The 24,956-nt window shown below is 44.4% G+C and carries 23 protein-coding genes; 11 read left to right on the forward strand and 12 right to left on the reverse strand.

All coding sequences use genetic code 11. The annotated features are described in order from the left end of the window. Positions 1–21: 21 nt before the first annotated feature. The gene (locus QNI24_RS06035; protein ID WP_267175373.1) at positions 22–1,962 is read left to right on the forward strand and encodes a transglutaminase TgpA family protein; all 1,941 of its coding nucleotides are present in this window, start codon (positions 22–24) and stop codon (positions 1,960–1,962) included. Between the two features lie 30 nt (positions 1,963–1,992). Next, positions 1,993–3,021 carry an FAD:protein FMN transferase gene (locus QNI24_RS06040; RefSeq protein WP_283708575.1) on the forward strand — a complete coding sequence of 343 codons (1,029 nt, stop codon included), beginning with the start codon at positions 1,993–1,995 and terminating at the stop codon, positions 3,019–3,021. On the opposite strand, the gene trhA is transcribed toward QNI24_RS06040, so the two are convergent. The 3 genes from trhA to purH are packed head-to-tail and all read right to left on the reverse strand — an operon-like array spanning position 3,018 to position 6,547. Next, complete coding sequence (gene trhA, locus QNI24_RS06045) at positions 3,018–3,659, reverse strand: PAQR family membrane homeostasis protein TrhA (protein ID WP_267175371.1); 642 nt, start codon at positions 3,657–3,659, stop codon at positions 3,018–3,020. The genes QNI24_RS06040 and trhA overlap by 4 nt on opposite strands. A 12-nt stretch (positions 3,660–3,671) precedes the next feature. Beyond that, entirely contained in the window at positions 3,672–4,943 is a 1,272-nt protein-coding gene (gene purD, locus QNI24_RS06050; protein ID WP_267175370.1) for a phosphoribosylamine--glycine ligase, read from the reverse strand. 26 nt (positions 4,944–4,969) lie between these two features. After that, positions 4,970–6,547, reverse strand: a complete 1,578-nt coding sequence (gene purH / locus QNI24_RS06055; protein ID WP_267175369.1) for a bifunctional phosphoribosylaminoimidazolecarboxamide formyltransferase/IMP cyclohydrolase — start codon at positions 6,545–6,547, stop codon at positions 4,970–4,972. Positions 6,548–6,731: 184 nt separating this feature from the next. Between purH and QNI24_RS06060 the strand changes: the two genes are divergently transcribed. Further along, positions 6,732–7,805 carry an energy transducer TonB gene (locus tag QNI24_RS06060; RefSeq protein WP_283708576.1) on the forward strand — a complete coding sequence of 358 codons (1,074 nt, stop codon included), beginning with the start codon at positions 6,732–6,734 and terminating at the stop codon, positions 7,803–7,805. Positions 7,806–7,979: 174 nt separating this feature from the next. On the opposite strand, the gene QNI24_RS06065 is transcribed toward QNI24_RS06060, so the two are convergent. The 9 genes from QNI24_RS06065 to QNI24_RS06105 all read right to left on the reverse strand — a co-directional run bounded on the left by QNI24_RS06065 (position 7,980) and on the right by QNI24_RS06105 (position 16,691). Further along, positions 7,980–8,234, reverse strand: coding sequence for a helix-turn-helix domain-containing protein (locus tag QNI24_RS06065; RefSeq protein WP_267175367.1), 255 nt, complete (start codon positions 8,232–8,234; stop codon positions 7,980–7,982). Continuing rightward, positions 8,231–9,124: a zinc-ribbon and DUF3426 domain-containing protein gene (locus QNI24_RS06070; protein ID WP_267175366.1), complete on the reverse strand. Its 894-nt coding sequence runs from the start codon at positions 9,122–9,124 to the stop codon at positions 8,231–8,233. The genes QNI24_RS06065 and QNI24_RS06070 overlap by 4 nt, the downstream gene beginning before the upstream one ends. Positions 9,125–9,227: 103 nt before the next feature. Continuing rightward, complete coding sequence (prmA, locus tag QNI24_RS06075; RefSeq protein ID WP_267175365.1) at positions 9,228–10,109, reverse strand: 50S ribosomal protein L11 methyltransferase; 882 nt, start codon at positions 10,107–10,109, stop codon at positions 9,228–9,230. Between the two features lie 94 nt (positions 10,110–10,203). Then, a complete protein-coding gene (gene accC / locus QNI24_RS06080) occupies positions 10,204–11,550 on the reverse strand; it encodes an acetyl-CoA carboxylase biotin carboxylase subunit (protein ID WP_267175364.1) in 1,347 nt (448 codons plus the stop codon). 8 nt (positions 11,551–11,558) lie between these two features. Continuing rightward, on the reverse strand, positions 11,559–12,011 hold the full coding sequence (gene accB / locus QNI24_RS06085; protein ID WP_267175363.1) for an acetyl-CoA carboxylase biotin carboxyl carrier protein: 453 nt from the start codon (positions 12,009–12,011) through the stop codon (positions 11,559–11,561). Between the two features lie 47 nt (positions 12,012–12,058). Then, on the reverse strand, positions 12,059–12,493 hold the full coding sequence (gene aroQ, locus QNI24_RS06090) for a type II 3-dehydroquinate dehydratase (protein ID WP_267175362.1): 435 nt from the start codon (positions 12,491–12,493) through the stop codon (positions 12,059–12,061). 71 nt (positions 12,494–12,564) lie between these two features. Then, entirely contained in the window at positions 12,565–14,838 is a 2,274-nt protein-coding gene (locus tag QNI24_RS06095; protein ID WP_267175361.1) for a protein-disulfide reductase DsbD, read from the reverse strand. Beyond that, positions 14,825–15,142 (reverse strand): divalent-cation tolerance protein CutA, encoded by a 318-nt coding sequence (cutA, locus tag QNI24_RS06100; RefSeq protein WP_267175360.1) that lies wholly within the window; start codon positions 15,140–15,142, stop codon positions 14,825–14,827. Before cutA ends, QNI24_RS06095 begins: the two co-directional genes overlap by 14 nt. A 55-nt stretch (positions 15,143–15,197) precedes the next feature. Beyond that, complete coding sequence (locus tag QNI24_RS06105; RefSeq protein ID WP_267175359.1) at positions 15,198–16,691, reverse strand: EAL domain-containing protein; 1,494 nt, start codon at positions 16,689–16,691, stop codon at positions 15,198–15,200. Positions 16,692–16,852: 161 nt separating this feature from the next. On the opposite strand from QNI24_RS06105, the gene QNI24_RS06110 reads away from it, so the two are divergent. The 8 genes from QNI24_RS06110 (at position 16,853) to QNI24_RS06145 (ending at position 24,949) form a co-directional block, all read left to right on the forward strand. Beyond that, positions 16,853–17,470, forward strand: a complete 618-nt coding sequence (locus QNI24_RS06110) for a thymidine kinase (protein ID WP_267175358.1) — start codon at positions 16,853–16,855, stop codon at positions 17,468–17,470. A gap of 16 nt (positions 17,471–17,486) precedes the next feature. Continuing rightward, entirely contained in the window at positions 17,487–18,416 is a 930-nt protein-coding gene (gene fmt, locus QNI24_RS06115) for a methionyl-tRNA formyltransferase (protein ID WP_267175357.1), read from the forward strand. Next, complete coding sequence (gene rsmB / locus QNI24_RS06120; RefSeq protein ID WP_267175356.1) at positions 18,413–19,669, forward strand: 16S rRNA (cytosine(967)-C(5))-methyltransferase RsmB; 1,257 nt, start codon at positions 18,413–18,415, stop codon at positions 19,667–19,669. Before fmt ends, rsmB begins: the two co-directional genes overlap by 4 nt. Further along, on the forward strand, positions 19,666–20,217 hold the full coding sequence (locus QNI24_RS06125; RefSeq protein WP_267175355.1) for a DUF4390 domain-containing protein: 552 nt from the start codon (positions 19,666–19,668) through the stop codon (positions 20,215–20,217). The genes rsmB and QNI24_RS06125 overlap by 4 nt, the downstream gene beginning before the upstream one ends. Continuing rightward, positions 20,214–22,364: a sensor histidine kinase gene (locus QNI24_RS06130; RefSeq protein WP_283708577.1), complete on the forward strand. Its 2,151-nt coding sequence runs from the start codon at positions 20,214–20,216 to the stop codon at positions 22,362–22,364. The genes QNI24_RS06125 and QNI24_RS06130 overlap by 4 nt, the downstream gene beginning before the upstream one ends. Before the next feature lie 34 nt (positions 22,365–22,398). After that, positions 22,399–23,757 (forward strand): coniferyl aldehyde dehydrogenase, encoded by a 1,359-nt coding sequence (locus QNI24_RS06135; RefSeq protein ID WP_267175353.1) that lies wholly within the window; start codon positions 22,399–22,401, stop codon positions 23,755–23,757. An 89-nt stretch (positions 23,758–23,846) separates the two neighbouring features. Beyond that, positions 23,847–24,533, forward strand: a complete 687-nt coding sequence (locus QNI24_RS06140; protein ID WP_267175352.1) for a response regulator transcription factor — start codon at positions 23,847–23,849, stop codon at positions 24,531–24,533. A gap of 20 nt (positions 24,534–24,553) precedes the next feature. Beyond that, positions 24,554–24,949, forward strand: a complete 396-nt coding sequence (locus tag QNI24_RS06145; protein ID WP_267175351.1) for a hypothetical protein — start codon at positions 24,554–24,556, stop codon at positions 24,947–24,949. Positions 24,950–24,956 lie beyond the last annotated feature (7 nt).

Below are 24,956 nucleotides of genomic sequence, written 5' to 3' on the forward strand. Positions count from 1 at the left end.
TCCCAACTCAGTACCAAACAATTGTTTTGGATCACATTCGCGGTGTTGGTCGCGGTTTTACCCCAACTGTACCGTTTGCCTTTGTGGTTTCTGCCCATGACCCTTGTTGTGGTTGGCTACCGCTTTTATGCCCAAGCCAATCAAATCAAGCGCGCTTATAACTTGGTACTGATGATGATAGCAGTGCTGGTGTTGCTGTTGGTGGTGTACAGCCAAGGCTTTGGCTTATCACGAGAAATCAGCGTCACCATACTCATCACCATGACTGTGCTGAAGTTGTTGGAAACCTACGCCATGCGAGATGCACTACTGATCGTGATGTTGTGCTATTTTGTCACCATGACACGGTTCTTGTATTCACAAGACATGTTGTTGATATTTTATCTATTTACATCAGCTTACATCACCACACATGCTTTGTCTTTATTGAACTATGAAAGGAATAACCAATGGTTCGATAGAAAACAATTGCGCTCGACTTTTTCTACCCTGGCTTTGGCCATTCCATTTGCCGTGTTATTCTTTTTGGTTTTTCCGCGACTGGGTTCGCCTATTTGGGGCTCACCTGATATTTTTGGTGAAGGCAAAACTGGCATCAGTGACACCATGAGCCCTGGTTCCATCATTGAGTTATTTATGGATGATTCTCCCGCTATGCGGATCACATTTGATGAAGGAATCATTCCTGAGAACAACCAACTGTATTGGCGAGGGCCGGTGTTGTGGAACTTTGATGGTCGCACATGGAGCAGGAAGAAACACCGCTCGGTGCGAAAAACCATAAAACCTTATTCAAATGATGAAGCCATAGCTTATCAAGTTGAAATGGAGAATACCGGCCAGAATTATATGTTCGGCTTGGACTACGTCATTGCTGCACCAGAAAAAGCCTTTTTGTTGCCTGACTCCGTGCTGTATTCACCCTCAAAAATCAATCAACTCAGACATTACGATATGAAGTCATTGTTGTTGGACCGATTCCACCAGCCCATATCTGATGAAGACCTTGAATTGTTACTCGACTACCCAAAAAATCAGAACCTACAAACACTGCAGTTAATGCAAACCTGGCAACAAGAGGCCCCAAACCAAATCAGCATTGTCAACAGGGCATTGAGATGGTTTAACCAAGAACAGTTTTTCTATTCATTCTCCCCGCCCCCTTTGGGTGATGAAGTGATTGATGAATTCTTGTTTGGTACCCGGCGCGGATTTTGCGAACATTATGCTTCTTCATTTGTTATTATGATGCGCATGGCTGGTGTTCCAGCTCGGGTGGTGACAGGTTATCAAGGCGGTGTCGATAATGGCGAATACCTGCTGGTCAAACAATCAGATGCCCATGCTTGGGCTGAAGTTTACATCCAACAAGAACAAAGTGTAGGCTATTGGCTTCGTGTTGACCCCACCTCAATGGTTGCCCCTGAGCGGGTAGATCGAGGTGCCCGAGAAATCATGGACGATAAACGCACTGCCTTTGATTTTGAATGGCTGAAGGGCGCCAGAGATTCCCTTGATAAGTACCGTTATCAGTGGAACCGTTGGGTCAGGGATTTCAATGTCAGCAAACAAGAAGCCTTATTCAGAGCCATTGGCATTGAACACCGAGATGGTAAATCTTTGGCTCTGATCTTAATAGGCGTACTGTTCGTCACCGCATTGTTAAGCCTGATACCGCTTTGGTGGATGAAAAGAACCCGCTACCACAACCTACAAAAGCTTTACCTCAAGTTCGTTCGCCTGGGCAAAAACCAACCAGAACTTTATAGGCAACACACATTGGGTATTGAAGCCTACGCCGATGCATTTATGGCACAATACCCATATACCAAACAACAAGTAAAACATTTCGTTGATGTGTATTTAAAAACCAGATACAGCAACAACAAAATCGATAATCAAAAGGGCTTGACGCACTTAAACCAAGTGTTACAAAACATCAAAAGCAAAATTTCAAAATAATTAATTATTTGAAAACAACTGACAAATAACATGCATGCTCATAACACCAAAATGTTGCTCATTTTTTTGATACTTATGCTGTTGGCTTCTTGCACCCCTCAAAAACCATCGGTGCATCAAATATATGTCTTTGGCACCATGGTAGAGATTAATATTTGGCACGACAAGCCTGCAGAGGTGCAACATACTATTGATGAAATAAACAATGAATTCAAATACATACATCAACAATGGCACGCCTGGAAACCAGGTCGATTACAACAAATCAACCAACTGCTCAGGTCAGGCAACACAGTCAAACTTGAACCTGATGAAATTATTTTCATCAGGCGAACCATCAACTTAGCACAACAATCCAACCACCGCTTCAATCCAGCAATCGGTGAACTGATTAACCTGTGGGGTTTTCACAGCGATGAATACCCAATCACCACACCACCGCCAAGCAAGCCTGCAATCAACACATTGATTGACCAACAAATCACTGTCAACGATTTGGTCCTGAATAGAGCAACATTGAGCAGTAAAAATCTCAACATCTGGCTGGATTTTGGGGGTATTGCCAAGGGCTATGCTGTGGATCAAGCCATTGAGATTCTACAAAATAACAACATCCAAAACGCCATTGTTAATGCCGGTGGTGACATTCGCAGCTTGGGCCACAAACCCAAACAAGCATGGCGAGTGGCCATTCAGTCACCCAAAGACTGGAGCATGTTGGCGGAGGTACAGATGCAAGAAGGCGAGGCCATTTTCACTTCAGGCAATTACCAACGCTATAAAGAATTTGATGGCCAACGCTATGCCCACATCATCGACCCTGGCACCGGTATGCCAGTTAAGAACATCGTTGCTGCTACGGTTTTGGCCAATAACGGTCTCTTAGCTGATGCCGCTGCCACCGCTTTGGTGGTTGCTGGTGACGATTGGCGACAGATGGCGAAACAAATGAACATTAAATACGCCTTAATCATCGATGAGAATCACCGTTGTAGGGCCACAAAAGCCATGTCAGAGCGCTTAGAAAACTTAACAATCAACTGCCAAGCTATTGACTAAATAAAGCAATAGATGGCGATGAAGTGACTGCAGCTACCCAGCAGCACAAACAGGTGAAAAATGGCATGGTTATAGGGGATTTTTTTAATCGCGTACAAAATGGCACCAACAGTGTAGGCCGCACCGCCCAAAATTAACCACTGCAATCCCTCAGCTGACAACTTCGCTGCCAAAGGTTTAATAGCAAACACTATGGCCCAGCCCATAAACAAATAAAGTAAGGTAGATAGCAGCTCAAAATGTCCGGTATAAAACAGCTTAATTGTGATGCCAATAACGGCCATTGACCAAGCCGCAATCAAAATGCCATAACCCAAAGGTCCAGGAATGGTAAGCAGCATAAAAGGGGTGTAAGTGCCAGCAATAAGCACATAGATGGCAGCATGATCCAACACCCGCATGCGTGCCCTTACTGCAGGCAGTTTGGCCAAGTGATAAAAAGTTGAAGCTGCAAATAACAGCACCATACTGATGCCATATACAGCATAAGCGACAATTGTCTGCCATTGACTTGACTGGATTCCTTTCAGCGTCAGGATAATCAGTCCCAGCACGCTCAGTCCAAGGCCCAAGGCATGCGATAATATGTTTATGCGTTCTTCATTGGCAGGGTAAAACTTAACCGGTTTGGTTGACATTCAATGGCAACCTTAAAGCGCCTTAAAGCCAATGTCGGTGCGGTAGTATTCACTGCCCCAATTGATTTGCTTAACTCTTTCATAGGCCTTGCTTTGAGCCTGTTTTAAATCATCAGCCAAAGCACAAACACATAACACCCGACCACCGCTGGTGACCACTTGCTCATTTTTAATCGCTGTGCCGGCATGAAACACTTTGGTATCGCCAACAACAGCATCTAAACCGTCGACTCTATTGCCCTTGGCATAACTGAATGGATAACCATCTTCAGCCATCACCACACCCAGCGCAAAGCGTTGATCCCATTCACAGCGCATGCCGGCTAACTGTCCTTTGATGGCAGCCAAACACAATTCATCCAAGTTGCTTTGTAAGCGCAACATGATGGGTTGTGTTTCTGGGTCACCAAAACGCACGTTAAACTCCAACACCTTGGCTTGACCGTTGGCATCAATCATCAATCCGGCATAGAGGAAACCCGTGAATGGCGCACCATCTTTGGCCATGCCATCAAGCGTGGCTTGGATAACTTTTTCAGCCACTTGTTGATCAATGGCAGGCGTCACCACCGGTGCCGGTGAATAGGCGCCCATACCGCCGGTATTGGGGCCCACATCGCCATTGTCTCTGGCTTTGTGGTCTTGCGAGGTGGCCATGGAAATAAAGTTTTTGCCATCGGCTATCACAATGTATGAAGCCTCCTCACCCACCAAAAATTCTTCGATGATGATGCGACTGCCTGCATCACCAAATTTATTACCCGCCAACATGTCATCAACGGTGGCTTGGGCTTCGGCTAAATCGGTTGCAATCACCACACCTTTACCGGCGGCCAGGCCATCTGCTTTGATCACAACAGGAAAGGATTGGGTATTGAGGTAGTCATAAGCCGCAGCCACATCAGTGAACTCACCGTAGGTGGCGGTTGGAATACTGTGGCGTTGCAAAAACTCTTTGGCAAACGCTTTTGAACCCTCAAGTTGTGCGGCTTTTGCGCTGGGTCCAAAACAATTAATACCAGCCTGCGACAAGGCATCAACCATGCCATCAACCAGTGGTTGTTCTGGTCCAACGACCACCAAGCTGACTTGGTGCTGCTGACAAAACGCCACCACTTGTGCAAAATCTGTCGGATCCAAGCTAACATTTTCAATGTCAGCTTCCAATTCGGTGCCTGCATTACCAGGAGCCACATAGGTTTTTTCAACCGTTGTAGACTGTGACAAACGCCATGCCAAAGCATGTTCTCTGCCACCTGAGCCAATGACCAATACCTTATTCATAAATAACCTCTAGTCGATCTAAGTGATCAGTGATTGAAATGTCTCATACCGGTGAAAATCATCGCCATATCGTGTTCATTGGCGGCTTGAATGACCTCTTCATCGCGGATTGAACCGCCCGGCTGAATTACTGCCGTGATGCCCGCTTGTGCTGCAGCATCAATGCCGTCACGGAAGGGGAAAAAAGCATCTGATGCCATCACCGATCCGGTCACTTTCAAACCCGCATCGTCTGCTTTGATTGATGCGATCCTGGCCGAAACCACACGACTCATTTGACCCGCACCGACACCAATGGTTTGGGCATCTTTGGCATAAACGATGGCATTTGATTTCACCCATTTACCGACTTTCCAAGCAAAACCCATGTCACTCAATTCTGCCGGTTTTGGTTTTCTTTTGGTAACCACTTGTGCATCATTCAAATCAATCATCGCCGTGTCGGCATCTTGCACCAACAAGCCACCGCTCACACGTTTATACATCATCCAAGGCTGGTTGGATTCAGGCAAGTCACCACAACAAATGACCCGCAAATTTTTCTTCGTTGCAAACACTTTCAAAGCCGCCTTCTCGTAGGCTGGCGCGATGATGACTTCAGCGAATTGTTTATCCAAAATCGTTTCAGCCGTTTTAGCTGAAACTTCACCATTAAAAGCCAACACACCACCGAAAGCCGAAGTGGGGTCGGTGGCAAAAGCCTTCAAATAAGCCAAAGTTAAATTAGATTCCAAGGCCACCCCGCATGGATTGGCATGCTTCACAATGACACAGGCTGGTATGTCTTTGAATTCTTTCACACACGATAATGCCGCATCGGCATCAGCAATGTTATTATAAGAAAGCGCTTTACCTTGGATTTGCCAAGAGTGTCCAACGGTGCCTGCCGGCGGATTTTGTTCGGTGTAGAAGGCGGCTTTTTGGTGTGGGTTTTCACCGTATCGCAGTTCCGAGCGGTGCTCAAATTGATTGGTGAAGTATCTGGGGAAGTCGGTCTTTTCCTCAGTGTCATTGATGGCACTTAAATAATTTGCAATCAAACCATCGTACCTGGCTGTGTGCGCAAAGGCTTTGGCCGCCAGAATATGACGATTGGCATGCGAAATACCACCATAAGTGGTCAACTCATCCAACATCTCTTCATAATCATCAGGATTCACCATAACCGTAACGCGATCATGGTTTTTGGCCGCTGCACGAATCATCGCTGGACCGCCAATGTCGATGTTTTCAATGGCCTGCTCCAATGTCGCATCAGCTTTTTTGATGGTCGATTCAAACGGGTATAAATTCACCACCAACAAATCAATGCCTTCAATGCCATGTTTTTGCATGACTTCATCGTCAATACCGTTTCTTCCCAACAAAGCACCATGAACCCGAGGGTGTAGGGTCTTGATTCTGCCATCCATCATTTCAGGAAACTCGGTGTACTCTGAAATTTCAGTGACCACCAGCCCAGCATTTTCCAGCATTTTTGCAGTGCCGCCAGTGGATAAGATTTCTACCCCTAAACGGGATAAGCCTGAGGCCAACATTTCAATGTTGGTTTTATCAGAAACGCTGATCAATACGCGCCTGATGGGTACACGATTTTGTGCCATGATTGCTCATAAGTGCCAAGGAAGGCGACATTATATATGAATGTTCATGGGTCTTCATTCATTTTGCTGCTCAAAATGAAAGCGACGACTGCAATTTTGGCTTGATGTTGATGAGCTTAAGCTTCCAGCTCACGCCGCACAACTATGTCTCTAAAAGCGTCATTCATTTTGATGCACTATTGTCTTGAAAACCATTTCATCAAAATGTACTGTACACTCATTACTATTTGCTTCATTTTATAAATATATGATTAATAGATATATCCAGTTTTTACTTATTTTTAATTTTTGTGAATTTCCTTTCAAGTCAATTAAGGCCTCTGAAAATGTTTTACTTAATCGTGAAGTCGAAGTGATTCATGCACCAACATTAAAGTTTCCAACAATACCAATGTATAAAGCTACTGAGGGCTGGGCGAAAATTGGTTTTACAATTACTGAAGATGGCAACACCACAGACTTTCAAATTATTGATTCATACCCCCTTGATATATTTGCAGGAGCCGCAATTGAGACATTGAGGGATTTTAAATTTTCACCAAAGCTGAAGGATGGAAAGCCAATTGCACAAAGAGTAAATCAAGTCCTTGAATTCAAATTACCAGAAAGTGTTCCTGTTCTCGGAAAAAAACTATTAGGTCTTATGGTAGCTGTTGATGTTGCATCTAAGGCAACTGGTGTTCTTCAGAATGAGACACTTAAACTGCCAGATGATGTGACTATTTTAATTAAATCTATAAAGACAGAATCATCGATTAAAACACATAGAGAATCTCTAAGGGAGTTAGATATTACTATCTACCCTGATGAAAACGGCAGACCTTTTGAAGGATCAGTGACAAACAACACAATTGGTGACGTGATGAGCGAAGTAAATGTCAATGAAGTAATTGAAAGTGTAATTTATAGAGCTCAATATATCTATGATAATTTCAGTGGTTATTACAACCCCGTTTTCAAGTTACGTATAGCAAAAAACCAACCAGCAGAGGTTATCCCTACCTATGTAGCTAAATCTAAAGCAATACCATATTTATCAATTGATTTTGTGTTTACTTCAAAATTGAAAATTGAGTCACAAGGCATCGTTACCAATATCAGTAATCCCATGATAGATGGTGAACCCATAAATCCGGTGCTTGCGCGAGCAATGATTGATTCTTTTCATTTTTTTTCTGCCAGAAAAAGATTCAAATCAGTTAACGATGACATAAATTTTACAGTTGTCTTCTCGTTGGTACAAAAATATGACATTTAAGTAAAATACCACCAAAGAAAACCGATTCAGTGATGAGATTTTTTTAGCTCATCTTTTAGATAACAGTAGGGTCGTAGTTTTTGATTTTAAACCTTTCAGGCTTCATGTATCTCCCTTGCAATGAAGGCTTTTTTCTTATTAAACCTAACAAGTACAAGCACCCCAAAAAATCAATCAACCGCTTATTTTCAATTTGCGCATTTTGTTGCGCAGGGTGGTGCGGGTGATACCAAGGGTGTCTGCGGCTTTGGAGCGGTTGCCTTTGCACCATTTGAGTACTTCTAGGATCATGCCCTTTTCGGTTTCTTCAATCACCAAATCATACAAGCGGTTGGTGCTGTGGCCGTTGAGTGATTCTAGGTAAACGCGAACCGATTCGCGGGTCATGTTCTTTTGGCTGTGACTGTTATGTTCTGATTTTTTACTCATGGTTGCACAAACCTGATTTCGAACGCCACAGCATCTTGGCCAGGACTGACGATTTCTAAGTTAATTGGAATCAAGGTATTCGGTAAAAACCCTGCTCTGAGCACATCGGCTGGCACATATTCATCAGCAATGAAACGGCGCATAGCGACTATTTGTCCGTTGAGGTCTGAGAGTTTTATTTCTAAAGCTGGGAACTGTTGGTTGGCTTCGTTGGCATTGATCATGCTGGCAGAAATAATCAACGCTTCATCGCGCCCAGGGTGCGGTCTGATATTGCGTGAAACCAGTGATATAGCGTTCAAATCAACCGCTACTTTATTTTGTGCACAATTGATGAATTCACACAGTTTCTCACTCATCGGGTGTTCGGGTAAGACCAATTGTCCTTTACTTATAGCGGCTTGGGCTTGCCAAAACAGACCGATTAACATGGCCACGGCCAAAGCTGAGAACAACCAGCTGGAGCTTTTATTTTCAGGCTGGACTTTTTTCTCAGCCACAAATGGCCCGCTTAAATTGTCATCCTCAGCAACAAAACTTGGTAACGCTTCCTCATCCAGCTGACTGTCATTCATTTGTGCATCGGCAATGATTTCATCCAATTCAGCTTCCAGATCGCCCTCATCAACAACCGTCAAATCACCTTCTAGACCCTCCTCAACGGCATCAGCCACTTGCAAGGTGTGATAGGCTTGGGTCAGTAACGGTGGGGCGTTATCGAATTCGTGCAACAACAAGTCTTCATCTTCATGTGGCTTGGTGGCACTTAAGGTTTCCATTCCATCGAACACCGTGCCACATAAATTACATCGCACTTGTCCGCGCGCATGAGTTAAGTGTTCGACTTCGATCACAAAAACTTCACCGCATCCTCTACACTGGGTATACAAATTAACTCTCTGACTGGTTGGTTAACACAACTAAAATCCACACATCAAATGACTTTCAAAAAGGCTGTGCATGCAATCTATTGATGCTGCTGTCGATGTCCTTTTATGTTTCGACTGTCTTGGTGGCACTCACACGCACCCAATCTTGGTCAATTTCTGTCTTAATGTCAACAAATCGCGAACTATATTTGGCACAAATCATGTCTTTCTGTTCGCTGAGGATACCACTGAGCACGATGAAACCGCCATCATTCAACATGGCATGAAAATCATCGCAAAAAGCCATCAGTGGTTCGGCCAAAATATTGGCCAGGATACCGTCTTGGTTTTTTATGCTGCCAGCTTTTTCAGGTGCCACCACTTTGATGCCGGATAACACGCCGTTTTTTGCCGCATTTTGTTGGGTAGCTTGGATCGCTTGATCATCGATATCCACACAAATCACTTGCTGCGCACCTTGCAGCAATGCCATGACTGCTAAAACACCCGAGCCACAGCCAAAATCAACCAAATACTTACCCCTTACGTCATGCGCATCCAACCATGCCAAACACAAGGCGGTGGTAGAGTGGGTCCCTGTACCAAAAGCCAATCCGGGGTCTAAAATCAGGTTATGGGCAGCCGGGTCAACCACCTCATAACCATCAGGAATCACCCAACTGTTTTGACCAAATTGCATCGGCTTAAAATGATCCATCCACAGTCGCTCCCAAACCTGGTCTTTTAATTGGGTGTGTTGTTGGCTGAGCTGTGGATAAGCTTGTTGTAGTTGCTGGCTGGCGTATTGCATTTGCTGCTCATCGTCAAACAAACCAATCAATTTAATTTGACTCCAAAGCGGCATTTCACCTGGCTTGGGTTCATAAATTGGGCTGTCTTTGGCATCTACATATGTGACACCAACTGCACCATTTGATTGCAGTTGTTCATCAACTGCTGCAACTTCAGCCTGATTAAGCTGAATGGTTATTTCGTAAAATGCCATTGTTCTGCGCCATTGCCAAATACTTAATTAAAACGCCCAGTGAATAAGGTTCATGCAGCAAAAGCCAGCACCGAACCACATCTCTCTTGGGTATTTATTTTTTCTCGTTCAAACGTTTTTCTAGGTAATGGATGTTTTTTGAACCCTCAACAAAACCCGGATCATTCATGATTCTCAATTGCAGTGATTTGTTGGTTTTTATACCTGAAACCACTGTCTCTGATAATGCCAACCGCATACGGCGTATGGCCGTGATGCGATCCTCGCCGTAGGTGATGATTTTACCAATCATTGAATCATAATTAGGCGGCACTTTATAGCCGTCATACACATGCGAATCGACCCGCACGCCGGGCCCACCTGGTGCATGAAAAATATCTATGGTGCCAGGAGAAGGCATGAAAGTGTCTGGATCTTCTGCATTGATGCGACATTCAATGGCATGGCCGGTGAGTTTGATGTCTGATTGTTTGATTTTAAGTGGCTCCCCACTGGCTATCAGTAATTGTTGTTTGATCAAATCCACCCCAGTGATCAGTTCAGTAACAGGATGCTCGACTTGAATTCGGGTGTTCATCTCAATGAAGTAAAAACGTCCACCATCATACAAAAACTCAAAGGTACCAGCGCCTTCATATTTGATGCGCTTACAAGCAGCAACACAAACTTCACCAATTTCTTGGCGCGCTGCTTCAGTCAAGCCGGGTGCCGGCCCCTCTTCAACCACCTTTTGGTGGCGGCGTTGCATCGAGCAATCGCGCTCACCCAAGTGGATGGCATTGCCGTGCATGTCTGAGAGCACTTGGATTTCTACATGTCGTGGATTTTCCAAGTATTTTTCCATATAAACTGTGTCATCACCGAAAGCCGCTTTGGCTTCAGTTTTGGTGGTCATGATGGCATTGTTCAATGCGGCCTCAGTGTGCACCACACGCATACCACGTCCACCACCGCCTGCTGCTGCTTTAACAATGATTGGATAGCCAATTTTTTTGGCAATGCTTAAATTGCGTTCTGCATCGTTGTTCAACGGACCATCAGAACCCGGTACACAGGGCACACCTGCCGCTTTCATGGCTTCAATGGCGGCCACTTTATCACCCATCAAACGAATGGTTTCTGCCCGTGGACCAATGAATTTAAAGCCAGATTCCTCAATGCTCTCCGCAAATGCAGCATTCTCAGCCAAAAACCCATAACCGGGATGAATGGCTTCGGCGTCTGTCACTTCAGCAGCCGCAATGATTTTAGGGATATCTAAATAAGATTCCAAGGAAGAAGGTGGGCCGATACACACCGATTCATCAGCCATACCAACGTGTTTTTGGTTGCGGTCTATCGTCGAATGAACCGCCACAGTCTTAACCCCCATGGTCTGACAAGCACGCAAGATGCGCAAAGCAATCTCACCACGATTCGCAATAACAATTTTACTGAACATGGCTGTGCTTACTCTATTTCGAACAATGGTTCATCAAATTCTACTGGCTGTCCGTTTTCAACCAATATGCGTTTGATTTTGCCTTTGTGCTCTGATTCAATCTGATTGAACATTTTCATCGCTTCAACCATACATAAAGTGTCGCCGACGTTGACGCTTTGGCCGACTTTAACAAAAGGTTCAGCATCAGGTGAAGGCGAGGCGTAAAAGGTCCCCACCATGGGACTTCTGACCAATAATCCCGCCGGTTCTTCTACCGCTGGTTCATTACTGGCAGGGGCATTGCTGCTTGGCGCTGGCGCTGTAACTGGCGCTGCCTGGTAGACCTGGGGTGCTGGCGCTGGAGCCGCTTGGCTGGTGCGTGATAATTTAACCGTTTCCTCACCCTCGGTGATTTCCATTTCTGTTAAGGAAGATTGTTCCAACAGTTCAATGAGTTTTTTTATTTTTCTGATGTCCATTGATTATGTCCCGTGTTTGATTGTGTTGTTTAACTGTGTTGTTTTAATTAGTTTTCTGAAGCCCAATAACGCAGTGCCATCTCATAACCCTTGGATCCCAAACCTGTGATGGTGCCGATTGCTACATCAGATAACCAAGACTTGCTGCGAAAATCTTCGCGGGCATGCACATTAGATAAGTGCACCTCTATAAAAGGAATTTGTGTGCCTAAGAGCGCATCGCGTATCGCCACACTGGTGTGGGTGAATGCCGCTGGATTGATGATGATACCTGAAATTTGATCATGAAAGCACTGATGAATGAAATCCACCAGCTCATGTTCTGCGTTGGCTTGTTTGAACCGCAAAGACAAACCCAACTGTTTGGATAAGTCCAGCATGCTGTCATTGATGTCTTGTAAGGTTTCTGTGCCATAAACCTCAGGTTCTCTGACCCCCAAAAGGTTTAGGTTTGGACCATTGATGATGGCAATTTCACGCATTGAAGAATTCAAATTTCGCTTCTAAGTGCTGCGATTGTGCATCAACTGGCAGCGAATGTCCAGAAAGTTGCTTATTTAACTATATTTTCAAACGTTTGTTTTAAGTCGCCTGCTGACTTGTATCCGAAGAAGTTGTGTTGCAACAAAGGGGTGCCATCAGCAGCAAAAAACAAGCTCGCCGGTGGACCTACAATGCCGAAATGTTTCATCAATGCCGCATCCACCTCATCGTTGGCCGTGACATCGGCTTTTAATACCGTCATTTGTTGACTCAATGCGACAATTTCAGGGTCTTTAAATGTGGTGCGCTCCATGCGCTTGCATTCGATACACCAGTCGGCATAAAAGTCGAGGAAAACTGGCTTACTACTTTCATCGATTTGTTGTTCCAAATCGGCCAATGATTTAATCGGCGTGAATTCAACTTTTTGTTCAACCACCGCACCACCACCAGCGAAAACCCCTTTCAAGGGTCGCAGCGGATCACTTTGTCCGGCCATCGCGCCGATTAATTGAGCCACACCAACCACCAACAAAGTCACTTTGATGGCATCGAACATTGACATCACCCAGCCAGATAAACCATTGTCCTTGGCGTGACGGTGCCACATCACTGCGGTGGCGATAGAAAGTAAACCCCACATCATCAGAATGATGTTTTCTGACATGATTCGAGAGAGGAACCAAATGGCCATACCAATCAACAACACACCAAAGAAAGATTTGACCACGTTCATCCAACCACCAGAATTCGGCATCCATTTACCCGCCGAAGTACCAATGGCAATCAACGGCACACCCATGCCCATGGACATGGCGAACAAAGCCAAGCCACCAACCACTGGCCCACCATCAGCCGATGAAATATAAATCACCGCGGCTGCCAAAGGGGGCGCCACACAAGGACCCACAATTAAAGCCGACAACAACCCCATTACCGCTACCCCAAGCCAGGAGCCACCTTTCTGGCGGTTTGAAATGCTGGATAATTTGTTTTGCCAACTGGCAGGCAGTTGAAGGTCATAAAAGCCAAACATCGACAGGGCCAACAGCACAAATACAATACTGAAACTGATGATGATCCAAGGGGTTTGAAACAAGGCTTGCAAGTTAGTCCCGGCCAAACCAGCCAACACACCCACTGCGGTGTAAGTCAGTGCCATAGCCAAAACATAGATCATCGACAAGCTGAATGCTTTGGCGGTTGATGGGTCTTTTTGACCCACAATCAGACCTGAAAGTATCGGTATCATGGGAAATACACAAGGCGTTAGCGACAACAACAAACCAAAGCCAAAGAACTGTAACACCACCCACCATATCGAGCCGCCAAAACCGTCAATGATTTTGTCTGTTTCAGATTTGGGTGTTGCAGTTGCTGCTTTGACTGTTGTGTTCAGATCAATGGCTGCTTTCGGTTCGCTGAGTTGGGACGCTGGCGGTAAATCTACCGTGACCAGTTGTGAAGTGGGTGGATAACAGACTTTGCCATCTTCACAACCCTGAAAGGATGCATCAATGTCCATTTGGCTGACACCTGCTTGGGTGCGACTGATTGGGATGATGACCTCAGCAATATCATAGTAAACATCAACCAAGCCAAATTCGGGATCATCTTTCAATTGGGCTGGTGGAAACTCAGGTTCGCCCAACTCAACGCCAGGCGTAAAGGAGGTAAACAACACCTGATCTTTATACAAGTAAATATTGGGCGCCATGGTAAAACGCGCCATCAATTGATTGGCATCCAATGCAATGGTTTCAAATTGAAAGGCTTGATCAACTGGCAGCAACTGTTGGCTGTCATTGAAAAAACCGTTGGCTGGCGTGTTACTGAATAAACCACCACCCAAAGCGCTGCTGGCAGGTACTGGCTCTTGCTTTATGATGGGCTGTAATTGACCCGTCAGATCAAAGGTTTTTCTTTGTGGCGGGTAACAGATGAAATCTTCCACACAGCCTTGGTATTTAACCATTAATTCAGGTGCATTGCCCACAGCAGTGATCGGCACATCGATACTCAAGCTGCCATAGTAAACCTCAACCAAACCAAAAGCCGGATCATCTTTTTCTTTACCCTTCGGAATGACCAGTGAATCTTCAGACACGGTCAAGTCGGTGCCTTGAAAACTGAACGCATGTTTATACAAATATACATCTTCAATCAGATCAAAATCAACGGTGATGGTTTGTTCGTTGCTGATTCGATATGAGACCTTCATCGCCTGATCGGGCGGCGGTGGGATGGTCATCGCTGCAGCAGCTACCCCCAGACTTAACAATGACATCAGGCACAATAGCAAAGCCAAAGTGATGTTGTTGGTTTTAAAATCAAACTTGTTCATTAATCCACTTCAAATAATCGGTTGAGCCTTCCAACACTGGAATGGCTAAAATTTCGGGTACGTCGTAACTGTGTAATTTTTTAATGCTTGTTTCAATCGCTTTGAAATGATTGGCAGTGGTTTTTAACACCAACAACACTTCATTTGACTGGGTGATTTGACCCTGCCAACGATAAAAAGATTCCACCCCTTTCAGCATTTGTGCGCAAGCAATTATCTGGTCATTCAACAAAGAATCAACCAGCTTTTTAGCTTGTTGCGATGATTCACAACTGACAAAGACCTGTATGGCTTCCTGATTCATACAAATAATTTTATAAAAGAGTTGTGGATTGTAACAAAAACTTGGTGAAAGGTTTTCAACGCTCTTGCGCCAAGGCCTCCTCAACGGGCTGCTCAAACAAGTGAGGCTTCGGACGGCCCAGATAAAACCCTTGCAGATAATTAACACCCAACTTGATGGCTAAGTCAGTTAATTCTGCATCAGAACAGTATTCAGCAACCACTTCTAAGTTTTTGTTTTGGGCCATTTTGACTATGCCTCTGGCCAATTTACGCATTTCTTTGTTGTGACTGATGTTTTCCATGATGGTTCGATCAATTTTGACAAAATCTATAGGCAAACTGAACAAGCGTTCGATGTTGGAATAGCCTTTGCCTAAATCATCCATGCCCACCTGACAGCCCAATTCGTGCAACTGCAAAATAAACTTGGTGATTACCCTGGCATCAATAACCACCTCATTTTCCAATAATTCAAATTGAATCAAGTGTCCCACTCCAGATTTTTTTATTTTTTGAAACAAATAATCACAGGTTCTTTTGTTATTGATGTCAGTGATGCTGAAATTGATGGTTACAATGACATTGTGCTTAGAGGCAAAGTCAACCGCGTGTTTGACCATGATTTGTGACAATAAATAATACACATTGGCTCGGTGTGCCAAGGGCATAAAAACACCAGGCATAGAAATCACATTACCTTGTTCATCGACCAACCTCGATAAACATTCATATTTGGCCACAGTCAAGGAGTCGGCATGAAATATGGGTTGAAAATAAGCCACAACGCGTCGCTCGTGAATCCCTTGTAACAGCGTTTGGGTTAAACGCAACTCCTTTTTATAGGTGGCTGGCAGCTGGCTTTGGCGGTTGTCTATCAAATAAAACTGTAACTTGTTGTGCTCAGCCTCTTGCAATGCCATGTTAGCCAAGATGTAGGCATCCTCTTTCTGTCGCACCGCACCCATTGTGACATTGATGGCAATGTAGTCGCCATCACCCACTTGGTACTGGGTACTCATCAACTTCTTAACCAGTGCTTTGGTGATTTGAGCAATGGTGTCGTAACTGGCGAATTGGTCTTCCAAGGTTGAAAACACCCCTGGCTGGATGTAGTAATGTTGGGTTTTACGTGCCAATTCGTGTTCAAACCTGGTTAAAACACTGGCAACTTGCTTCATCACATCATCGGTCACAGCGGGACCGTAGCTGTTGAGGATGCTGTTGTAATTGGTGATTTTCATGAATGCCAAATTGGTGTGTTCGCTTTTTTCTAAATCACGAAGCAGTTTTTGCTGATTGGGTAAACCGGTGAGTTGATCTCGGTTGGCAACCTTTAATAGCTTCAACCAATGTTGTTGTGCTTGCCGAAAAGTCCAGAACCAAAGCAACCCAACCAAGGCTCCTGTGGACAACAACAAAGCAGCAATTCCAATCATGACATGAACGGCTTGACTGGTTGAGTGCATGTAAAGGTAGTAAACAGAGAAAATCGCAATCGACAGCAGAATGCCGGCAGAAACCGCCAAAATCAATGGCCTGTGTGGATATACTGTGTTATCAAACGACATGTTATTATTATCTTCACCCCCCAATCATAATAACATTTTTTTAACGCAACGCATAATATATCGAAGTTTTCGGTCAATTATCGACATTTTTGACCAGCTGTGAGAGTCACAGCATGGTCTTATTCTGTTAAAATATATCGCTTTGTAAAACACACCCCCGCATGGCCAAATTGTATTTCTATTATTCCGCTATGAACGCTGGAAAAACCACACACTTGTTGCAATCGAGTCATAATTATCGAGAGCGTGGTATGCAGACATTAATCTTGTCATCATCAATTGATGATCGTTTTGGCCAAGGAATCGTGAAATCCAGAATTGGCATTGAATCACCGTCCATCGTTTTCAACCAAAGTGAAAATTTATATGATTTGGTCTTGGCGCAAGACCCAGTCGATTGCGTGCTGGTCGATGAAGTACAATTTTTGAGCAAACCACAAGTTTATCAATTAACAGAAATTGTCGATAAAATGAACATACCAGTTTTGGCTTATGGTTTGCGCACTGATTTTCAGGGTGAGTTGTTCGAAGGCTCCCAATATTTACTGGCTTGGGCTGATGAATTAAGAGAGTTAAAAACCATTTGTCACACCGGTCGCAAAGCCACCATGGTGGTCAGGATCGATGACAGCGGTAAAGCCATAAAATCAGGCGCTCAAATCCAAGTAGGTGGTAACGAGAGGTATGTGTCTGTTTCGCGGGCTGAATACAAGCGCATCTTTCATGACCAAGGCAGCATCAAACCCTCACAAATTTCGCTGCCCTTGGATGACATTTAATATGGAGTACATGTAATTGGATATTATTTTTTGTGGCACCCCTGAGTTTTCTGTTCCACCCTTGGCCGACTTGGTGGCGGCCGGTTTCAATGTCAAAGCCGTCTTCACCCAACCCGACCGACGCAAAGGCCGTGGCCAACAGGTGCAAAAAACTGCAGTAAAAATTGAAGCAGAAAAACACCACATCCCAGTGTATCAACCCGTCAGTTTGAAAACGCCAGATGTGGCTTCTTTGATATCTGACATGAAGCCTGATCTGATGGTGGTGGTGGCGTATGGTTTGATCATACCGCAAAACATCTTAGACATACCCAAATGGGGCTGCTGGAACATCCATGCCTCTTTGTTACCACGATGGCGCGGCGCGGCACCGATCCACCGTGCTATTTTGACTGGGGACAAAGAAACCGGTATTGCCATCATGCAAATGGAAGCAGGACTGGATACAGGGCCAGTTTTCAACATGTACCCAACCACCATTCGTGATGATGATACTGGACAAACGTTACACGACCGCCTGAGCTTGATGGGTGGCGAAGCCATTGTCAGTTGTGTGCAACAACTAAAAGCCGGCACCCTGCCTGCCGCTCAAGCACAAAATGAAGCCGAAGCCATTTATGCCCACAAACTCGAAAAATCAGAATCGCACATTGATTGGCACCAATCAGCACAACATATTGAACAACAAATCAGGGCATTCAACCCATGGCCTGGCTCACAAGGTTCTGTTAATGATATGAGCTTAAAGGTTTGGGCAGCTAAAGTAATAGCCTGCGAAACTAACCAAGCGCAAGAACCAGGTACCGTGGTGATGGCGGATAAATCAACCCTTATTATCCAATGTGGTGATGGCTGCTTGAGTTTGGAGGAAGTGCAAAAAGCCGGTAAAAAGCGCATGCCAATCGCCGCCTTTATGGCGTCGAAGTCAGCTTGGTTTACGGCATGACTCAAGTCGTTAACACCCGCTATTGGGCGGCGCAAGTCATGTATCAGGTACTCCACAAACAAGTACACTTGAAAGCTGCCATCAAAAACACCCTGCCTCAACAGATTGCCTCGCAAGACAAGGCTTGGATTCAAAACTTATGCTACCAGACCATCAGGCACCACCAGAATTTGACGGCTCGTTGGCAAAAATTCACTCCAAAGCCTGTCAAAGATGCCCTGCTAGCCGAATTACTTACATTGAGTGTGGCACAAAAAATCATTCTGAATACACCAGACCACGCGATTGTTAATGAAGCCATAAAAGCAGCCAAAAAACTAAAGAAACATTGGGCCACTGGTTTGATTAATAAGGTCCTTAAATTAACCATTACTGACCAAGAGTTTGCCGCAGAAAGTGAACCCATTATTTACAACCACGCTCAATGGTGGATTGATTTGTTGCGCAAGGACTGGCCTGATCACTGGCAACAAATCATCCAAGCCAATAACCAAAAGCCACCGCTGTGGATCAGAACCAACGACACCCAGACAGAACCTGCCGGAAAACAACACAATACCATTGCATCAGCCTGGTTGCTGGATGACGAAAAGGCCTCACTGGGCGAATCCCTCAAAGCGGGTAAGTTTTCAGTGCAAGATGCCGCAGCCCAATATGCTGCACTGTTATTAAAACCACAAACCGGTGAGAAAATTCTCGATGCCTGCGCGGCACCAGGAGGAAAAAGCTGTCACTTACTGGAGCTCAATCAAGACATTGAACTGGATGTACTTGAGAAAGAGCCCAGCCGGCTCAAACTGGTGAATGAAAACCTCGATCGTTTGAACCTCAAAGCAGCCAGAGTGATTTTGGGCGATGCCACCTGTCCAAATGATTGGTTTCAATCGCCGAAGTATGACAAAATATTGTTGGATGTGCCTTGCAGTGCTGCTGGTGTGGTCAGGCGCAACCCAGACATTAAACTACTCAGAGCCCCCGAACATTTAAAACAGTTGACACAATTACAACAACAAATCCTGCAAAACATCGCTCAATTACTGAAAGTGGGTGGTCATATTTTGTATGTCACATGCTCTGTCTTTCGTTCTGAAAATGAGCGACAAATCAAAAAATTCCTCAAAAACAACAATAATTTTACAACAGTGCCCATGGACATAACCGCTGCTGAGCCTTGTGCCTTCGGCCAACAAATAATCACAGGTACCGACAACATGGATGGGTTTTATTATTGTTTGATGAGTCGCACCGCATGAAAAAAATACTGACATCGGTGGTTCTGGCTATGCTATTGACATGGTTACACAACAGCCAAGCGGCCAACATCATCAGGGCTGAACAAAGCATTCAGGGCCAACAACTCATCATCAAACCCATTTACCAATTGCCCATTTCCGATAAAGTGGTGGAAGCAATCGATAACGGCATTGTCATCACATTCGTTATGCAAGTTAAGCTGTACCAAGGCATTGATTGGTGGTTTGATACAGTCATCAGTGCTGGTATTAAAACGTTTCAAGTGCGATACTTTTCTCTGGGTGGTTTGTATCAATTACACAACATCAAAACCGATGAAAAACTCAGTTTTGTCTCGCTGGATGAACTACTGAATCACCTGGGCCAAGAAATCAATTTCCAATTTCAGCTCAGCCCCAGTGTCGACTACTTTGAAACCCGCATTTTCTTGGATAAACAGGCTTTGCCCTCCATCATGCAACTACCCAATGTGTTTGACCAAGACTGGAACTTCAACTCTGACTGGCAACGTTTTGATCTTGCACCTGCACCGACTGAAAAACCATGAAAGCCAAAACCATGATTCTCAATAAAAACATCCCGCTATTATTTTTGGTGGTGGCGCTATTGAGCGCATTGTACTTATTGGGTACAGCGGTGCAAAGTGCTGAACAGTTTAACCGCATATACATTTGGCTATTTGCTGCATCGGTATTGGCTGTGGTGATACTGACCTTAATCATCATCCAGAGAATAGTTTGGTTGGTTTTAAAACGCAAAAAGAAAGAACCCGGCATTCAACTAACAACACGCATGGTCTTAATGTTCACTGGTTTGTCTTTACCGCCGGTGATTATCCTGTATCTATTTGCCACCATGTTGGTCAATCAGTACGTTGATTCATGGTTTGATGTGGCCACTGATGCTGCCCTCAACGATGCCATTTCATTGGGTAATATATTCCTTGAGACCCAAACGGTCACTCACTTGAATACCGGCAAGGACATCGCCAGTGAACTGGCAGAATACGATCCGTTGAATCAAGGCATCTATTTGGATCGATTGCTAGAAAATTCTAAAGCATCGTCATTGGGTATATACGACACAGATGGTCAACTGATCACCTCAGCATCAATTGACCCACTGAAATTTATCGCACCCAACTTGCCACAAAACACCATAAGAGAGGTCAGTAATGGCAGAAATTATGCCCGAGTCGAGCCCACAGGCAGCGAAAGGATGCAAGTGCGTGTGGTGGTTCCTATCAGCTCAAACCGCTCCATCAATCTGGGACAAAGTCGAATTCTGCAAGGGCTGTTTTCAATCCCTGAAGAATACCGCAATTTAGCCATCAATATTGAAACCCAATTTCACGAATACGACAAACAAAACTTCCAGCGCCAACAGTTGAAAAGTACTTTCATGATCATTTTAACCGTTGTACTTTTGATCAGTGTGTTGTTAGCGATGTTGCGCGCGTTCTCTTCTGCTCGGCGCTTGGTTGAACCCATTAAAATGCTGTCAGAAGCCACCGATGCCATCACCCAAGGAAATTTCAGCAAAGTCATTCCGGTTGAAACCGATGATGAACTTGGTTTATTGGTAAAATCATTCAACTCTATGTCCACACAGATAGCAACCTCCAGTGCGTTGGCGCATCGTGCCCAAAGCGAAGCAGAAAACCAAAGGGCATATCTAGAAAGTGTGATGTCACATTTGACCAGCGGTGTAATCAGTATTGATAATGATTTTTTGATTCGACTCAGCAATGAATCAACCCACAAAATCCTGCACCTGGGCAAACGTTCTTTGATTAACCAAAATATTGATTACTTGGCAATGAAGAACCCAACCTTATTGCCTCTGATTGATATCATTAAGCAGAAAGTAGCGGAAAAAACCAATTTCTGGCAACAGGAAGTGTTGATAGCAGAGGACTCATTGCGACGTGTTTTATTGGTAAGAGGCAGCCAAATCACCGACTCTGAGATGGAAGGTGGTGGTCATGTGATTGTGTTTGACGACCAAACCATCATCAACCAAGCCCAACGCGATGCTGCCTGGAGTGAAGTGGCCAGGAGGTTAGCACATGAAGTTAAAAATCCTTTGACCCCGATTCAACTCTCAGCCGAACGGATTCACATGAGACTCAGTGGTAAATTGGGCAAAGAAGAAGATGAAATTCTGAACAGAGCCACCCAGACCATCGTTGCTCAAGTCGAAAACTTAAAGACATTAGTCAACGCCTTCTCAGATTATGCCAAGCCACCCGAATTGAAAAAAGAATTGGGTGGACTGAACAGACTGATCAATGAAACTGTGGATTTATTCAGTTTATCGCACCCAAGTATACAATTTACTACCGAGTTAACAGATCCTGAGCCTCGGCTGTTATTGGACCGTGGGCGCATGACTCAACTGTTAACCAACTTGATAAAAAACACCCAAGAAAGTGCCAACCAAAGGCATGTTAAAATAAACATAAGTACAGAAGTATTGGCCAATCATTTGGTTCTTAGTATCAAAGACAACGGCAGCGGTTTCAGTCCTGACATCATTGAACATGTCTTCGAACCCTATGAAACCACCAAACAAGGAGGTTCTGGTTTGGGTTTAGCCATTGTCAAAAAAATAGTTGAAGAACACGGTGGTACAATTGAAGTAAGGAATCACCACGAAGGTGCCATCATCGAAATCAAGCTGCCTTTGGCTTGATGATTTTTAAGTAAAGATAAAAAAACAACCAAACATGAAAACTCAACTGAAAAGCATGCAGGCACTGCCTCCTTTCACTCTGAACGAGAGAATCACACATTTAAAAAATCTTTCCAAAGTCATCAAACAAAGGCAAGCAGAAATCATCAGCACCATCAGCGAAGACTTCAGTCACCGCTCTGAGCATGAGTCATTGCTGGCAGAGGTTATGGTCTGCCTGGATGAAATAAATTACACCCTCAAACAGATCAAACAATGGGTCAGGGCCAAAACTTGGCATGCTGACTGGAAGTTTTTTCCATCAAAGTGCTCAATCACTCCACAACCCAAAGGCGTGGTAGGCATCATGGCACCATGGAATTACCCGTTTAATTTAGTGGTTGGACCATTGATTGCTGCCATCGCCGCAGGTAATCGAGTGATGATAAAACCCTCAGAAATCACTCCTAAAACAGCAAGTTTGACACAAACACTGATGGCTGAGGTATTTTCAGCAGATGAAGTCTATGTGGTTTTGGGTGGTGCCGAGGTGGCCAATGAATTCAGTGGCTTACCACTAGATCATATTTTATTCACTGGCTCAACCCAAGTGGGTAAAATCATCATGCGCAACGCCAGCGAAAACCTCACACCTTTGACGTTGGAATTAGGTGGTAAATCACCGGTATTGATTGGCGATGATTACAACATCGACAAAGCAGCCAAAAGCATTGTTGCTGGTAAATGGTTCAATGCCGGACAAACTTGTTTGGCACCTGATTACATTTTGATTGATGCAGCAAGGCAAGATGAACTCATCGAACACTTAAAAAAACACATCAACAAGGCTTTCCCAAAACCCGATGACAACCCGGACTACAGCTGTGTAGTGAACCCCAGACATCACCAGAGGCTCACGGATTTGCTCGATGGTATCGATGAACAACAAATTTACCAACTGGGTAAGGCCGGTGACAGTCGTAAAATGGCACCCACCTTGGTGGTCAATCCACCCACCTCTCACCCGCTGATGCAAAACGAAATATTTGGCCCCATCCTTCCCATCATCACCACTGAAAACTTATCTGAGTCTATAGATTTCATTAACGCCAGAGACAAACCATTGACGCTATACCTATTCAGTAATCGCCGCGAAACCATAAAAACTATCAAAGAACAAACGCAATCAGGCTCCTTATCAATCAATGAAACCTTGGTACATTTCGCGCAGAAAGGTCTGCCTTTTGGTGGAATTGGCCACAGTGGCATGGGCAGCTACCATGGTTACCAAGGCTTTGTTTCAATGAGCCACATGAAATCAGTTTATTACCAATCAAAAATCAACTTCAATGACATGGTCAGAGCGCCCATCACACAATTTAAAGAAAAATTCATCGCCATGATTAATCGCTGAGAAAAATCGCATGAATCGCAGTTTGTTAAATCAGCCAGTTCTGGGTTAAAATGGATTTATAAGCACAATAATAATTGGGACATGGCAGGATGAAAATATTTATATTAGAGGATGATGTCGATCAGGCTGAATTGATCAGTCATTGGCTGCAAGAAAAAAATCATGAATGCCAATCATTCACCAACGGCCGTGACTTCATTGCGAAAGTACCCTATGAACAACCAGATTTGTTGGTTTTAGATTGGAACTTACCCGGCATCAGTGGGCTAGAGGTATTGAACTGGGTGCGTTCCAGTGAGTACAGTGATTTACCGGTGATCTTTGTGACCACCCGCAACCACGAAGATGACTTGGTCAGGGCTTTGGACCAAGGTGCTGACGATTATTTGGTCAAACCAATCAAACAAAGTGAACTGATTGCTCGATCTCATGCGCTGTATCGTCGCCACAACCAAGCACAAAATAAACTGGTATCAATTGAGCCTTTCACCTTTAACCACAAAGAAGGCACCATCTCTTTTAACGGCAATGAAGTTAAACTCACAGCCAAAGAATTTCAATTGGCTAATTATTTTTTCAGTAACCAAGACCGTTTGATTTCACGAGACTACCTGCTTGAGACCATTTGGACCAAAAGCGCCTCAATCACCACCAGAACCGTTGATACCCACATCAGCCGGTTAAGAAAAAAACTGGCTTTGGATGGTTCAACCGGTTGGAAGCTGGTCTCGGTCTATCACAAAGGTTATCGTTTGATTGAAGTCAAAACAGAATAAAACAACAGGAGCAATCTAAAATGTCAGATAAAAACAATGATTCTGTCGATCAAATAAGAGACATTTTGTTTGGTGAACAAACCAAAAACATAGAAAAAAAATTCGCCAAAATGGAGGCTGACATCAACAGCCAATTCAATGCACTGAAAAAGCAATTGGAAGCCATCAATAAACAACTCAGCGCCAACATGAAAAGCATGGAAAATGCCAACAACAAGAGCCTTGATAATCTACAGGCAGATCACAGCGACCGCATGCAAGCGATTGAGCAGGAATTAAAAAACCGCATCATAGAAACAGAAGCCAGCATCCTCGGTGAGTTACAAGAGAAATCGAACGATTTAGATCACAGATTGACCCACCGCAATGACTTATCTGAGCTGCTAAGAAAAATGGCTGATCAGATTTCAGAGTAATTTCAAA

This window comes from Marinicella marina (genome assembly GCF_030065545.1).
Lineage (GTDB): Bacteria > Pseudomonadota > Gammaproteobacteria > Xanthomonadales > Marinicellaceae > Marinicella > Marinicella marina.

Coding starts and splice junctions, on each gene's coding strand:
- QNI24_RS06145 (WP_267175351.1), top strand. CDS start 24,554: ATGTCAGATAAAAACAATGATTCTGTCGATCAAATAAGAGACATTTTG.
- QNI24_RS06140 (WP_267175352.1), top strand. CDS start 23,847: ATGAAAATATTTATATTAGAGGATGATGTCGATCAGGCTGAATTGATC.
- rsmB (WP_267175356.1), top strand. CDS start 18,413: ATGACTCAAGTCGTTAACACCCGCTATTGGGCGGCGCAAGTCATGTAT.
- aroQ (WP_267175362.1), bottom strand. CDS start 12,493: ATGCGTGAAATTGCCATCATCAATGGTCCAAACCTAAACCTTTTGGGG.
- QNI24_RS06040 (WP_283708575.1), top strand. CDS start 1,993: ATGCATGCTCATAACACCAAAATGTTGCTCATTTTTTTGATACTTATG.
- purH (WP_267175369.1), bottom strand. CDS start 6,547: ATGGCACAAAATCGTGTACCCATCAGGCGCGTATTGATCAGCGTTTCT.
- QNI24_RS06065 (WP_267175367.1), bottom strand. CDS start 8,234: ATGAGTAAAAAATCAGAACATAACAGTCACAGCCAAAAGAACATGACC.
- QNI24_RS06110 (WP_267175358.1), top strand. CDS start 16,853: ATGGCCAAATTGTATTTCTATTATTCCGCTATGAACGCTGGAAAAACC.
- cutA (WP_267175360.1), bottom strand. CDS start 15,142: ATGAATCAGGAAGCCATACAGGTCTTTGTCAGTTGTGAATCATCGCAA.
- QNI24_RS06130 (WP_283708577.1), top strand. CDS start 20,214: ATGAAAGCCAAAACCATGATTCTCAATAAAAACATCCCGCTATTATTT.
- purD (WP_267175370.1), bottom strand. CDS start 4,943: ATGAATAAGGTATTGGTCATTGGCTCAGGTGGCAGAGAACATGCTTTG.
- QNI24_RS06095 (WP_267175361.1), bottom strand. CDS start 14,838: ATGAACAAGTTTGATTTTAAAACCAACAACATCACTTTGGCTTTGCTA.
- accC (WP_267175364.1), bottom strand. CDS start 11,550: ATGTTCAGTAAAATTGTTATTGCGAATCGTGGTGAGATTGCTTTGCGC.
- trhA (WP_267175371.1), bottom strand. CDS start 3,659: ATGTCAACCAAACCGGTTAAGTTTTACCCTGCCAATGAAGAACGCATA.
- prmA (WP_267175365.1), bottom strand. CDS start 10,109: ATGGCATTTTACGAAATAACCATTCAGCTTAATCAGGCTGAAGTTGCA.
- QNI24_RS06135 (WP_267175353.1), top strand. CDS start 22,399: ATGAAAACTCAACTGAAAAGCATGCAGGCACTGCCTCCTTTCACTCTG.
- QNI24_RS06105 (WP_267175359.1), bottom strand. CDS start 16,691: ATGTCGTTTGATAACACAGTATATCCACACAGGCCATTGATTTTGGCG.
- QNI24_RS06125 (WP_267175355.1), top strand. CDS start 19,666: ATGAAAAAAATACTGACATCGGTGGTTCTGGCTATGCTATTGACATGG.
- accB (WP_267175363.1), bottom strand. CDS start 12,011: ATGGACATCAGAAAAATAAAAAAACTCATTGAACTGTTGGAACAATCT.